Annotated in this window: 15 protein-coding genes; 2 read left to right on the top strand and 13 right to left on the bottom strand. The window is 50.2% G+C overall.

From position 1 onward, the window contains the following. Positions 1–14 precede the first annotated feature (14 nt). The 5 genes from DWX91_RS01775 to DWX91_RS01755 form a co-directional block, all read right to left on the bottom strand. Positions 15–584: an O-linked GlcNAc transferase-like protein gene (locus DWX91_RS01775; RefSeq protein WP_118472363.1), complete on the bottom strand. Its 570-nt coding sequence runs from the start codon at positions 582–584 to the stop codon at positions 15–17. A gap of 57 nt (positions 585–641) precedes the next feature. Continuing rightward, positions 642–1406, bottom strand: coding sequence for an SDR family NAD(P)-dependent oxidoreductase (locus DWX91_RS01770; protein WP_118293503.1), 765 nt, complete (start codon positions 1404–1406; stop codon positions 642–644). Between the two features lie 67 nt (positions 1407–1473). Continuing rightward, on the bottom strand, positions 1474–3516 hold the full coding sequence (locus DWX91_RS01765) for a YgiQ family radical SAM protein (protein WP_118472364.1): 2043 nt from the start codon (positions 3514–3516) through the stop codon (positions 1474–1476). 1 nt (position 3517) lies between these two features. Continuing rightward, positions 3518–4987, bottom strand: a complete 1470-nt coding sequence (locus tag DWX91_RS17785) for a pseudouridine synthase (protein WP_118472365.1) — start codon at positions 4985–4987, stop codon at positions 3518–3520. After that, a complete protein-coding gene (locus tag DWX91_RS01755) occupies positions 4987–6513 on the bottom strand; it encodes an RsmB/NOP family class I SAM-dependent RNA methyltransferase (protein WP_270497365.1) in 1527 nt (508 codons plus the stop codon). Before DWX91_RS01755 ends, DWX91_RS17785 begins: the two co-directional genes overlap by 1 nt. Before the next feature lie 308 nt (positions 6514–6821). Here DWX91_RS01755 and DWX91_RS01750 point away from each other — a divergent pair, with 308 nt between their 5' ends. Next, positions 6822–7709 (top strand): nucleoside recognition protein, encoded by an 888-nt coding sequence (locus tag DWX91_RS01750; protein ID WP_243098946.1) that lies wholly within the window; start codon positions 6822–6824, stop codon positions 7707–7709. Here the strand turns inward: DWX91_RS01750 and DWX91_RS01745 are convergent. Genes DWX91_RS01745 through rsmD form a run of 3 tightly spaced genes read right to left on the bottom strand, consistent with a single transcriptional unit; the run spans position 7675 to position 9382 of the window. Then, entirely contained in the window at positions 7675–8292 is a 618-nt protein-coding gene (locus DWX91_RS01745) for a hypothetical protein (RefSeq protein ID WP_022358776.1), read from the bottom strand. The two genes, DWX91_RS01750 and DWX91_RS01745, sit on opposite strands and share 35 nt — an antisense overlap. A gap of 11 nt (positions 8293–8303) precedes the next feature. Then, the gene (gene coaD, locus DWX91_RS01740; protein ID WP_022358775.1) at positions 8304–8807 is read right to left on the bottom strand and encodes a pantetheine-phosphate adenylyltransferase; all 504 of its coding nucleotides are present in this window, start codon (positions 8805–8807) and stop codon (positions 8304–8306) included. Between the two features lie 20 nt (positions 8808–8827). After that, positions 8828–9382, bottom strand: coding sequence for a 16S rRNA (guanine(966)-N(2))-methyltransferase RsmD (gene rsmD / locus DWX91_RS01735; protein WP_118467715.1), 555 nt, complete (start codon positions 9380–9382; stop codon positions 8828–8830). A gap of 314 nt (positions 9383–9696) precedes the next feature. Between rsmD and DWX91_RS01730 the strand changes: the two genes are divergently transcribed. Beyond that, the gene (locus DWX91_RS01730; RefSeq protein WP_022358773.1) at positions 9697–9906 is read left to right on the top strand and encodes an alpha/beta-type small acid-soluble spore protein; all 210 of its coding nucleotides are present in this window, start codon (positions 9697–9699) and stop codon (positions 9904–9906) included. A 155-nt stretch (positions 9907–10061) separates the two neighbouring features. Here the strand turns inward: DWX91_RS01730 and pgeF are convergent, their stop codons facing one another. The 5 genes from pgeF to lepB form a co-directional block, all read right to left on the bottom strand. Beyond that, positions 10062–10952 (bottom strand): peptidoglycan editing factor PgeF, encoded by an 891-nt coding sequence (gene pgeF, locus DWX91_RS01725; protein ID WP_118472366.1) that lies wholly within the window; start codon positions 10950–10952, stop codon positions 10062–10064. A 70-nt stretch (positions 10953–11022) separates the two neighbouring features. Beyond that, a complete protein-coding gene (locus tag DWX91_RS01720) occupies positions 11023–11409 on the bottom strand; it encodes a YraN family protein (RefSeq protein WP_106999914.1) in 387 nt (128 codons plus the stop codon). Positions 11410–11424: 15 nt separating this feature from the next. Further along, complete coding sequence (locus DWX91_RS01715) at positions 11425–12096, bottom strand: ribonuclease HII (RefSeq protein ID WP_118472367.1); 672 nt, start codon at positions 12094–12096, stop codon at positions 11425–11427. A 6-nt stretch (positions 12097–12102) separates the two neighbouring features. Next, positions 12103–12978: a ribosome biogenesis GTPase YlqF gene (gene ylqF / locus DWX91_RS01710; protein ID WP_022358769.1), complete on the bottom strand. Its 876-nt coding sequence runs from the start codon at positions 12976–12978 to the stop codon at positions 12103–12105. Between the two features lie 24 nt (positions 12979–13002). Further along, positions 13003–13548 carry a signal peptidase I gene (gene lepB, locus DWX91_RS01705; protein WP_118472368.1) on the bottom strand — a complete coding sequence of 182 codons (546 nt, stop codon included), beginning with the start codon at positions 13546–13548 and terminating at the stop codon, positions 13003–13005. Positions 13549–13579 lie beyond the last annotated feature (31 nt).

The following is a 13579-nucleotide window of genomic DNA, read 5'->3' as shown; positions in this document are numbered from 1 at the left end:
GCCGCCTCCCTTTTTTACATCGATAATCCTTTTATTACGCGCACACCGTACTCTACAGTTCCATCGTCCTCATACTCTGACGCCGGTTTCAGGCTGTGAATCCGCTTGTCAAAGGTGCTGCGTGAGGTCACGATTTTCAGGTTCGGATCCAGTTTGTTAGCCTTTAACAGTTCATTTAAACCTGCCTCCGCGCGCTTTACATTCAGCTTTGGATTAATGCAGTACACATAGATGCCGGTCGGGTGAACGACGGTCACATCGGACGGAATCACATCTTCCGGTGTCGTCAGAACCAGATCATAGAGAACTTCAAATTTTTCCTCATACGGCATATATGCCTCATGAAACGCCTGCTCCGGCGTATGGTATTTGAAAATGGCAATCAGCGGGGAAGCGAGATTCGCCGCCGGAAGTACCGTGACGATCGCCATGACCGTCAGAATTTTTTTGATGGAATCATTGTCTGTAAAAGATCGCCCAACCAGCTGTGCGATGATAAATAACGCCAGAAGTGCGATGATAAAAAGCTGTTTCCGCTTGAAATGATTGCGGTAGCCGTAATCGCCTTTTTTTATCTTTTTCACGGTGTAAAAATCCTTTCTATCATGTTTTTATTGAATGATACTAGCTTTTTGTCTGATTTAATGGTTTAACGCCTGCATCGCGCGCAGAATCCACTCATGCGGAACTATCTTGCAGAGCACAAAGAATGCCTTCATCCATACACCGTAAATCGACACGCTTTTTCCCGCCATACAGTCGCGGATGGCAAGTTTTACAACTTTGTGCGGATCTGCCATCACCAGACGCTTATAAAGAGGAATCTCCCCGGTTGTCTCGGCAATGTCGAAAAATTCGGTTTTGACCGGTCCGGGGCAGACCGCCGTCACGCCGATTCTGCGCGGGCGGAGTTCTTCCCGCAGGGCGCGGCTGTAGCTTAAGACAAATGCCTTGGTTGCCGCATAGATGGCAAATCCCGGCTGCGGCAGAAAGGAGGCTGCTGACGCGAACTGGAGAATCCGGCTGTTTTCGCTCATATAGGGAAGCACCATATGCGTGACCGCGCACAGCGCCTCGCAGTTGAGCTCTACCATTCCCGTTTCATCGTCAAGCGGCAGGTTCCCGACCGTTCCGATTTTACCAAAGCCGGAAGCATTTACCAAAAGCTTTACGTTGGGCTTGCGCGCCGCCAGCTCGTTTTCCAGCGTCTCCCGCTGGGATGCATCCGTCAGATCGATGGCGAAACACCGCGCCGGGATGGGCAGCGTCCGTTCCAGCTCCTGCATCCGGTCCATCCGGCGGGCAATCAGCCAGACTTCCTGAAGTCCCGAAAAGCGATCCGCCAGCTGTCTGGCTGCCTCGCGCCCCATGCCGGAAGAGGCACCTGTAATTATCGCAATTTTCATGAGAAATTCCTCCCGTCTCAAGTATGTACGCTCGGAGTCGTTCCTGCATTCCGAGCGTACATACGTTTTATTTCTTCTTGTGCACGTTCCGGATGGTTTTTTTCTTTCCGCTTCCGCTGCTCTTTCCACCTACAGCGCCGCCAAATCCCCCCGCATTTCGTCCATTTTCATTTACGCCGGTCTGTTTGTGCCCGGTCATACCGCCCACAGCCGGTCTTTTGGCGTCTTTTGCACGATTGGCAGCAGCCGGTTTTGTCGTCTGGCTGCCATGATGCGTCCCTTTATATCCGCCAGCCGCGAAATCGCGTCCTTTGATCTGCCGCGGACGGATCAGGCATTTCTTATCAAAACCGATCAGATCCGTTCTGCCTGCCAGACGGAGTGCTTCCAGCACCAGATCATAGTTTTTCGGGTTGCGGTACTGGATCAGCGCACGCTGCATCGCTTTCTCATGCGGGTTGGTCGGCACGTACACCTTTTCCATCGTGCGCGGATCATATCCCGTGTAATACATACACGTAGACAGTGTGGATGGTGTCGGATAGAAATCCTGCACCTGCTCCGGCATGTAGCCGAGGTCCCGCAGATATTCTGCCAGTTCGATCGCCTCCTTGAGCGTGGAACCCGGATGGGAGGACATCAGGTACGGAACAAGGTACTGCTTCATTCCCAGCGAGTCATTCATTGCAGTATATTCCTTCATGAACTGGCGGTAGACCTTATTCTCCGGTTTTCCCATCCGTTTTAATACATTATCCGATATATGTTCCGGCGCTACCTTGAGCTGTCCACTGACATGGTACCGACAAAGTTCCCGCAAAAATGCCCGGTTTTTCTCCGCCAGCAGATAATCGAAACGGATGCCCGAACGGATAAAAACTTTCTTCACCTTCGGAATCGCCCGCAGTTTCTTTAACAGGGAAATATAATCGCTGTGATCGGCATTCATATTTTTGCACGGCTGCGGGAACAGGCACTGTTTGTGCGGACAGGCGCCGTAGGTCATCTGTTTTTCGCATGCCGGGTGACGGAAGTTTGCCGTCGGACCGCCGACATCGTGGATATACCCCTTGAAATCTGGTTCCTGGGTCAAAAGTTCTGCTTCCTGAATAATTGATTCATGGCTGCGGGTCTGCACGATGCGTCCCTGATGGAAGGTCAGCGCACAGAAGCTGCATCCGCCGAAACATCCACGGTTGCTGATCAGGCTGAATTTTACTTCCGTAATCGCCGGAATACCACCCGCTGCATCGTAACACGGATGCCAGGTTCTCATGTATGGAAGTGCGTAGACATCGTCCATCTCTTCCTGCGTCAACGGCTTCGCCGCCGGATTCTGGACCACATAGAGGCGGTCGCTGTACGGCTCAACGAGACGTTTTCCTGAAAATGGATCCGTATTGCTGTACTGGGTGTAAAAACTTTCCGCATACGTCTTTTTATCAGAGGAAACCTCGCGGTAAGACGGCAGACGGATTTCATCGTAAACGGAATTCAGATTGTCTGCCTTATAAACGGTTCCTTCAATGAAGGTGATATCCTTCGCCTCGATGCCGCTGGCCAGTGCATCCGCGATCTCCACGATCGAGCGCTCACCCATTCCGTAGGAAATCAGATCTGCCTGGGAATCCAGCAGAATGGACCGTTTCATTTTTCCGGACCAGTAATCATAATGTGCCAGACGCCGCAGGCTGGCTTCGATACCGCCGAGAATGATCGGCTTTTTCGACCAGGTGCGGATCAGGTTAGAATAGACGATCGTCGCATAATCCGGACGTTTTCCCATCTCGCCGCCCGGTGTGTAGGAATCCTTTGCGCGGCGCTTTTTGGAAACAGAGTAATGATTCACCATCGAATCCATATTTCCGGCACTGACCAGCCATCCTAGACGCGGCTCACCCAAAATCTGGATGGATTTCTGATTCTTCCAGTCCGGCTGGGCGATGATGCCTACTTTATAGCCGTGCGCTTCGAGCATACGGCTGATGATCGCGTGGCCGAATGACGGGTGATCGACATACGCATCCCCGCACACGTAGACAAAATCGCAGCTCTCCCAGCCGCGCTTGTCCATATCCGCCCGGCAGATCGGTAAAAAATCATGTATCATTTTATCTTGCCCCCTGTATCACTTCCCGGTAGTCCCGGATATAAAAATCAGCTAATTCTTTCTTTTCTTCGGTCATGGAAAGTGAAAATACGTCCTCGACCGCGCCAACGCGCATACCAGCCCGTTTTCCAGCCAGAATCCCCGCCGGGACGTCCTCAAATACCAGACATTTTTCCGGCTGTACGCCCAGATCCGCCGCTACTTTCAGATAGATATCCGGCGCCGGTTTTCCTGCTGCCACCTCACAGGCAGTTGCCACCACACCGAAATAGGAACGGATATCCAGAGAATCCAGCACGGCTGCTACCATATCCTGTGCATTGCTCGTTGCAATTCCCATGCGGATTCCTTTTTTCTTTAAAAATGAAAGAAATTCCGCAACACCTGATTTCAGCGGTACCTCATGGCGGTATTTATCGATCGACATTTCAATCCAGATCGCCTTGATCTCATCCAGGGTCATCGGCAGCTGGAAGCGATCTTTAAAATAGATTGCTGTCTCGGAAAAGCTCATGCCCTCGATCACCTTCTCAAGATCTTCCGGACAGTCATAGCCGTAACGCTTTAAAAAATCCACATCGATCGCTTTCCACATCCACATGGAATCGACCAGGGTGCCGTCGAGATCGAAGAGGACGGCGTCTACTGTGTTCCAGTTGATTTCAGGAGGTGTGTTATTTTGGGTGTCTGACAAATTTTCGTCATTCGATACACAATTTTGTGAGGTTAGCATTCTTTCTTTTAACGCTCTAATTTCATCTTCCGTCAGCGCCCGGTACTCTCCCGTCGCCAGTGCCTCATCCAGGGCAAGCAGTCCCATCGAAAGGCGTTTCAGGTAAATGACTTCGCCGCCCTCTGCCTCAAACATCCGCTTTACCTGATGAAATTTTCCTTCATGGATGGTCAGGCGCGCCTCGCAGAGGTCTTCTCCTGCGTCGTTCCATTTTTTCTCGATCACAAGCTCTGCCGGCCGTACCGGTGTGCCATCCTTCAGCGTCAGTCCTGCCTGAAAGCGCGCTTCGATTCCTTCTTTCAGTGTTCCCTTTACGCGTGCAAAATAGACCTTATCCACGTGTTTTTTCGGTGCCAGAAGCTCATGCGCCAGCGCACCGTCGTTTGTGATGAGAAGCAGTCCTTCCGTATCAATATCGAGGCGTCCGACCGGGAAGAGGTCTTTTCGCTTTGCTTCATCAATAAGGTCAATGACAGTCTGATAGCGCCCGTCTTCCGTTGCGGAAACGACGCCCTGCGGTTTATTTAACATATAATATTCCGTGTCTGCCCAGCCAACCGGCTGTCCATCCAGTGTAACCCGGGTTTCGTCCGGGAATATTTTTCGGTCAGACTCGCGGCAGACGGTTCCATCGACCAGAACCCGCCCTTTGCGGATCATCTCTTTTACCTGACTGCGTGTTCCCTGCTTCATCTCTGCCAGGAAACGGTCTAAACGTATACTTTTACCTTGTCCCATCACTGCCACCTCCATCCGGGATTGTATTTATTTTTAAGCTGACCGCCCCGTTTCTGCGCCCAGCCAAGCGGAAATCCATCCACACAGATTAGTACAAGACCATCTGCTGCCTCTTCCTCTGCGGCTGTCAATGTCTCGCCCTTTAAATAGCGGATCGTGCGCTCATCCGAGGCATTAAAATTTAAGTAATTTACAAATTCCTGCATCCGCAGGTTCATTGCCAGCGCCTGGGATGGTTCAAACCGCCCTTTTTTCAGTTCTCCGAGCAGAAGTCCGGTACGCAGACAGCGGAGCGGCTTAAAATAACGTGTATTGTCGCCTGCCAGCGCTGCCGGGAGGTAATAGATGCGCTCGCCGTCACGGTAGAATTGCTCCGGATTCCAGGTTCTTACCGGAAGCTGGCGCAGAAGCTCAAACAGGGGGGAAAAATCCTCGGCGGTCTGGTTTTGCGCCACGTTTTTTCCCTTTCCAAACATTTTCCCTTTCGCTTTTCCGGAAGCCATCTGTCTGGACTTACCGTCTTCCGCCACACGGCACAACCGCGCTTCTATTTTCTCTACCAAAAGTGGATCGCTCAATGCTTTCTCACCGGCATTTTCCAAATTCTTGACATTTGCGTCTGGTTTCTCCGTCCGCTTCTCCAACAGCGCAACAAAATGTCCTTCGCCCTCCAGACGGTGCGGAAACAATCTCAGACAGCCCTCAATGCCACGGCTTCCCTCAAAGCCATATTCCGGTTTCTGCGGCACGACCGCCATCTGCGGATATTTCTCCAGAATATACTCGATCGTTCCCTCGTCCTCGTCCCTGTCAAAGGTACAGGTCGAATAAACCAGTTTCCCGCCCGGCGCAAGCATCTGCACGGCACAGTCGAGAATCTGGCGCTGCAGCGGCGCATAATAATCGGGACCTTTTTCGTTCCAGCTCTTTACCATCGACGGATCGCGGCGGAACATACCTTCGCCGGAGCACGGCGCATCGACCAGAATCTTATCAAAAAACTCCGGCAGGATGCCAGCCATTTTTTCCGGTGCCTCGCTCGTTACACAGATATTTCCCGCTCCGAACATTTCCAGATTTTTAAGAAGCGCTTTTGCGCGCGAATTGCTGATATCATTGGAAAACAGGACACCTGTACCGGCTAATTTCGCCGCCAGTTCCGTACTTTTACCGCCCGGTGCCGCGCACAAATCCAGAACCCGGTCGCCCGGCTTGATCGGCAGCCATGCCGCTGGTGACATCGCACTCGGTTCCTGCAAATAGTAGAGTCCCGCGTAGTACCACGGATGCCTGGATGGGCGTTCGCCCTGATAATAAAAACCGTTCTTCGTCCACGGCACTGGTTTCAAATTCCAGTCCGCCGTCTGTGCCATCTCTAAAAACTGTTCCGGTGTCAGCCTGCCCGTGTTGACGCGCAGCCCTGAACGCGGCTCTTCCTCATACGAAGCCAGATACTCCGGGTATTCCTCCCCCAGAAATTGTTTCATTTTTTCAAGAAATTCTTCCGGCAGTTCTCGGTAATCCAATCGTTTTCCTCCTGTTTTTGTCTATTGCTCTGTATATCCATTTATAATCGTGATTCTAAAGACTTTTTCTTCGCGCTCATTCGTTCTTTCTTTGTTCGGTATGCCGGTTTTCAGGCTTCCAAAAGGAATGAGCCATTTTCTGTCTACATATATATAATCTATCTTTATATTACTTTTTAATGATAGAAAGGCGCTCCCATGCCATATATAAAAAAAATATTATCCGCCCTGTTCCCAGCACTTATCCTGTCGCTTCTGCTCTCGCATCCGCGTCTCTCTGCGGATGGGGCACAGAAAGGACTTCTTTTATGGTTCAATACGGTCTTTCCGACGTTATTTCCCTTTATGCTCTTCTCAAGCTTTTAGCTGAACACGGCGGCGTCCGGCTGCTTCTAGCGCCATTTCACCCGGTTTTGAAACATCTTGGGATGTCTGTCTACAGCGGCTATGCCCTGCTTGCCGGGCTGCTCTGCGGTTACCCGATGGGAATGAAAACTGCCGCCGATTTTAACCGGAAATCGCTGCTTTCGGCACATGAAAAACGGCTTCTGACCGCCATCAGCGCTTCGCCAAGCCCCATGTTTATCGCCGGATATGCTGCACCTAGGCTGAACCCGGCAGTTCCGTCAAACTATCTGGTTCTGGCACTATATACGCCGCTTTTATTGGTTGGAAGTCTCCTATGCATTTATAATAAAGTAACTTCTTTTAGCCTTCAAAACCGATTTTTTTCGAAAGAAACCGGCTCTGTCAAGCCTGCCCGCACAAAATCCACATCTGTCTCCGTTCCCGCTTCCTTCGACACCATCCTGATGGACTGCATCGAACTGCAGGTCCGCATCGGCGGTTTGATCATGCTGTATTCGATCCTCGCTGCCTTTGTCGACGCCTTCTGTTCCGGCACGCTGCGTCTGGTTCTGATCGGGACGGCTGAAATGACAACCGGCATCGATGCGATCGCCCGTTCTGGTGCCATATTCAGTATCCCGGTTCAATCCGGCGCGATGGCGGCATGTGCTGCGTTCGGCGGGTTATCCGGGATCGCCCAGACAAATTCAGTCATACGGGACAGCCGAAAAGACAGAGAAAAAAATGCCGGACTTTCCATCCGGCATTATGTACTGTGGAAACTGGTTCACGCCAGTCTCTCGTTCGTTCTCTTTATTCTGCTGCTTCGCCGGATGCCGCCTGTGTAGCGGCCGCTGCTGCCTCGGCGCCTGTGTTCTCCTCCGGCTCGGTCACGACACTGCCAGCCAGCTCATTACGGTTGGAAGATACGACATCGTAGCTGGACTGCATCGAACTCATGTAAGACTCGAAACGGCTCTGCGCGCCCTCCATCGAATGCTTGATGATGGTCTGCAGGCTGCGGAGCATGTCGTCCGTGTACTGAACGGAACCCTGGCGGATATTGTTTGCCTCTGTGACAGCGTTGTCTACGATCTGCTGTGCCTGTGCATTTGCCTGCTCAATAATGCTGTTTGCTTCTGCATATGCACGCTGCATGATCTCATGCTCATTAACCAGCTCATTGGTCTGGGCGGTCGCCTCGGCTACCATCGCGTCTGCCTGGGAACGTGCCTCCTGCAGAATCGCATCCTGGTTGCTGATGATCTTCTGATATTTCTTGATCTCCTCCGGAATGCGAAGACGCAGTTCCACGAGCAGTTCTTCAATCTCTTCTTTATTTACTAAAATCTTCGTGTTGGACAGCGGCTGAAACTTGCAGCTGTCGATATAATCTTCAATTTCTGTGATGATCTGTTCAATTCTGCTCATAGCTTTTCTCCTTACTTACATTCCCTGTCTTCCTGAAGCGCCTGGTATTTCTCCTGTACTTGTTTTGCAATGACCGGATCGAGAAATTCGGAAATGTCTCCGCCGTACATCGCAACCTCTTTTGCCATACTGGAACTTAAATACGCGTATTTAAGGTTCGTTGTCAGAAACAGGGTATCTATTTCGGGTGCAATCACCCGGTTCATCTGCGCGAGCTGCAGCTCATATTCGAAATCCGTGATCGCACGCAGACCACGCACGATGACCTTTGCGTGATTCTGGCGCATGAAATCGACCAGAAGTCCGTCAAACGACTGCACCTCCACGTTAGGAATGTCTTTTGTCACTTCCTCTAACATCTTAACACGTTCTTCGACAGAAAACAACGGAGATTTTGCGTTATTACACAAAACTCCCACGATGACCTGATCAAAAATTTCGGAGGATCGCTTTATAATATCAAAATGTCCGAGCGTCACCGGATCAAAGCTGCCCGGATAAATGGCTGTTTTCATCTTTTTTTCTCCTTTGGTATTCAAGCTTTTCGGATAAACAGATGTTTATTCGTCTTATATATCTTCTCTTTTTCGAGATGGTATCCCAGTTCTGAAAGGTAGCCGCACCCGGTCTCTTTCGATGCCTCTGTGATGATCATCGTATGTTCATCTGCCAGGGACGAATGCGCCAGATAAGTAAGCACTTCTTTCTCCCAGAGATGGTTGTACGGAGGATCCATAAAAATGAAATCAAACGCACTCTTCCGGTTTTCTATCCGTTTCAATGCATCCGAAATATCACAGTTTAACAGCGTCGCCTTATCAGCTAGGCGGGCCGCTTTCAGATTGTCACGGATGCAGTCCGCCGCTTTCGGATTCTTCTCCACAAAAACAGCTTCTTTTGCCCCGCGGCTTAAAGCTTCGATCCCGATCGCCCCGCTTCCGCTGAATAAATCGAGAAATGTGCATCCATAGATATCATTCTGAATCATATTAAAAAGAGTTTCTTTGATACGGTCCGTCGTCGGTCTCGTATCCATTCCCTCGATCGTCTTTAAAGTAAGCCTTCTGGCACTTCCTGCTATTACCCGCATGGATTTTTCTCCATCTTACTAGAAATATTAATGTATTTTGAACTGCAACCGTAAAATTCACCAAACAGTTTGCGTATTTTTTAACACTACATCTGTTCTATTATAGTATGAGTTTTACTGATATACAAGCATAAAATCGGATCAATACTAACTTTTTTCCCTACATTGTGGGTGTTTTGCCCCAAAATGTCAATTTGCACAAAACCTTCTAGTGTATTTCACTTTTAAGATCCGCATACTGAGAATGTAACAAAAAGAGACACCCGGACAAACGAAAGTTTGAAGGGGCACACGCAAAAAAGGAGGCGTCTGTTATGTCTAGTTCCAACAACACTAACAAAACCAATGTACCGGAAGCCAAGGAAGCGATGAACCGCTTTAAGATGGAGGTTGCCAATGAGATTGGCGTTCCGTTAAGCGAGGGCTACAATGGTAACCTGACCTCCGCACAGGCTGGTTCCGTCGGCGGCTATATGGTCAAAAAGATGATTGAGGAACAGGAAAAAAAGATGGCTGGTAAATAAGGCATCGTAGGGCTCTTCTGAATCTTCGCTGAAACGGCGGAAAAAACGGCAGCAGCATGATTGACAAAACCGGACTTGAACGACCGATTTTCAATCATGCTGCTGTTCTTTTCTGCAAAACATTCATTCACTTGTTTGACAGACAGATTGTATACTTACTTTAGCGATAAAAATGCCGCCAGATTCCCCCTCTTATCTCCCATCACGCGGTGTGAATATAAAAGATCCGGATTGCATTTCGTACATACATTCGTCACAGCCAGATGCTCCGGCAAAATTCCGGCATCCAGGAGCACCAGGCGGTTCGCGCCCCAGAGGTCAAGCTGGTACTTGCCATTCCCCTTATTCATGAGAATCGATTTCCCATTCCAGGAATAACAGGATGTTGAATCATCCTGACTGATTTCTGCTCCAAATTCTTCTTTAAATGCGTCTGCCACATCCTCACTGACCTCATAACAGTCCCGGCAGATGCTCGGTCCGATGCAGACGCACAGATCCTTCGGCTTCGTGCCGAACGCCTCTCCCATCGCCTCGATCGTTTTCTGTCCCATCCGGTGAACGGTTCCCTTCCAGCCGGAATGCGACAGTCCGATGGCATGATGCACCGGATCTACAAAATATAATGGTACACAGTCCGCAAAAAATGTAACCAGCGTCATCCCCGGCACGTTTGTGATAAGCCCGTCGATGTTTTCATAATCGCGTTCCCGCCAGATTCCTTTTCCAGCGTCCGCTTCCGTAACAAGACGGATATTCGTCGTGTGCGTCTGATGGCTGAGCACCATCTTTGACACATCCGTTCCCAAAATCCGCGCCATTTTCCGGTAATTTTCAAGCACATCGTCCCGGTTGTCGCCACGCGTCAGCGAAAAGTTCATCGTCCCGAAATATCCCTTGCTCGCCCCGCCAAGCCGGGTAGAAAATGCGTGGCGCACCATCCTGGTCTGCTCTAAGAGCGGAAAGGTAAAATAAGCCACTCCCTTTGACTCATGAAGGGTAATTGGTGCCGGATGAACTGTTTTTTGTATATAGGTAAGCGCCATGATTGTCACATCCTTTTTCTGTCTCTTGCTCAAATCTCGTTGTGCAGTTTTTGAATTCTCTCATTTGTAATTATCCGCACCAGAACGCGTCCCGAATTAATCTCACGTTACTGCCAAGCACCGCCACCACATCAAACCGGCACGGCGTGTCCTCGGAAATATGATAACGCGTCATATAATACCGGGCGGTACGAAGAATCCTCGCCTGCTTGCGGGCATCCACTGCCTCCGCCGGATCGCCTTCGTGTTCATCGCGGCGGTATTTGACCTCGATAAAAACCAGGTAGTCTCTATCTCTTGCGATAATATCAATTTCACCCTGGCGACAGCGGAAATTCCGGCAGAGAATCTGATAACCGTGCCGGGTGAGATATTCACACGCCAGAGTTTCATATTCAGTTCCGATGGCACGGCGGTTGAATGAATTTCCATGAAGATGAAAGTTTCTTTCTCCCATTCAGCTCCCTTTCTGTTATTTCATCCCCTGCATCGCGGCTTTCTCGCCCAGCAGCTTCTTCAAAAAGGTTCTCCGGTGGATCGGGCATGGACCATAGGTTAAAATTGCCTCGTTATGCATCTTGGTTCCGTATCCTTTATGCTTCGCAAACCCGTATTCCGGATAGATTTTATCGTACTCCATCATCATATGATCCCTCGTCACTTTTGCCAGGATACTGGCTGCCGCGATCGAGACACTTTTTGCATCGCCCTTGATAATCTTAATCTGCTTTTCCTCCGAAATCCCCGGAATGATGACCGCGTCATTTAAAAAGATATCCGGCTCCTGCGGAAGCTGTGCGACTGCCTGACGCATTGCTTCATAGGTCGCCTGCAAAATATTGATGGAATCGATCACCTCCGGGCTTACAATTCCAATTCCGTAGGCAGCTGCCTTTTCTTTGATTTCCAGAAATAATTCTTCCCGGCATTTTTCCGACAATTTTTTGGAATCGTTCAGCCGCAGAATCGTACAGTCTTTCGGAAGTACCGCGACCGCCGCCACCACCGGACCGGCTAATGGACCTCTGCCCGCCTCATCAATGCCGCAGACGATCCCTGCACTTTCGTACTGATGTTCATAGGCGCGCATTCCTTCGAGACGCGCCAGTTCTGCTTCCAGTTTTTCTCCTGTTAGTTTTCTCATGTTTTCCTATACCTCCGGCACTTCCAGCGTCACGCGCCCCAGTTTGCCGCTGCGGAAGTCATCTAATAGGAAGCCAGCCGCTTTTTTCGTATCCAGCTCGCTGCCCTTTAAAAGACAGGAACGTGCCCTTGCGATTTCACGCAGAATTTCCCAGGCTTTTTTTGTATCTTCGCCGTCCCCAGCCGTATTCTCAACCAGCGTCACACCATACCGCTCTTCCAGGCGCTTTCCGTAACGTCCGGACATATTTTTGATCAGCTCGGCTGCCAGCTCTTCCTTATCCAGAATCTCATCGTTGATCGAGCCGATAAATGCAAGGCACAGTCCCACATTCGGATCTTCAAATTTCGGCCAGAGGATTCCCGGCGTATCGAGAAGTTCCAGTGTCTTATTTAAGCGGATCCACTGGTTTCCCTTAGTAACACCCGGTTTATTTCCAGTCTTGGCGCAGGCTTTTCCGGCAAAGGAATTGATAAAGGTCGATTTTCCGACATTCGGAATGCCGACTACCATCGTCCGCACCGGGCGGTTTTTGATACCGCGGCGGCGGTCACGCTCAATTTTTTCCTTGCATGCCTCCTGCACCAGCGGCTGGATCTGCTTCATTCCCATGCCGCTGCGCGCGTTGATGCGGAGTGCATGGATGCCCTGCTCCTTAAACCATGCGATCCAGCGCTCTGTACAGCCGTCGTCCGCCAGATCCGCCTTATTTAAAAGGACAATCCGTCCCTTTCCCTTCGCAAGCTCATCAATATCCGGGTTGCGGCTGCCGAGCGGCACGCGCGCATCCACCAGCTCAATCACCAGATCGATCAGCTTGATATCTTCCTTCATGGCTCTTTTTGCCTTTGTCATATGTCCAGGGTACCATTGTATCTGCATGAAATTTTCTTCCTTTCTTAGAACCTATCTCGACGAAATCAACCCAAACCGGCTAACCGGCTGGATCCGCAGCCAGACCTTTCCTTTGATCTGCCGGAACTTCACATTTCCCACATTGGAAAAGCGGCTGTCCTCACTGCCGGAGCGGTTGTCACCCAGCAGAAAATATTCGTTTTTATCCAGACTAATCGGATATTCCGCCAGTCCAGCCAAAGCCGCCTTACCCAAGTCGTTCGGGGCGTCTGATTTTTCATTATTAATGTAAATATAACCGTCCTTGATCTGCACCGTCTCACCTGGCAGTCCAATGACGCGTTTTATATTGTAATTTCCCGTTTCTTTTTCAAATACAATAATGTCATAGCGCTTTGGGCGCATCACGCGGTAACTCAGGCGGTTCATCAGAACCTTTTCGTTCTGCGACAACACCGGTTCCATTGATTGACCGCTCACCCGTATCTGTGTCCCCATCGCAAACACGGCGAACCACGCGATCGAAATTACCACCGCGATATCCACGATCCATCCAACCACCAGACGGATGCGGTTTTTATCCTCTTTCAGCTCCATATGTCACTCCCTCTCTATCCGTTCCCCATGA

The sequence above is a fragment of the Clostridium sp. AF22-10 genome (assembly GCF_003478725.1).
In the GTDB taxonomy this organism is placed as follows: domain Bacteria; phylum Bacillota; class Clostridia; order Lachnospirales; family Lachnospiraceae; genus Otoolea; species Otoolea fessa.
The sequence above is the reverse complement of the archived record's forward strand: the minus strand, read 5'-3'. Positions and strand labels throughout refer to the sequence as shown.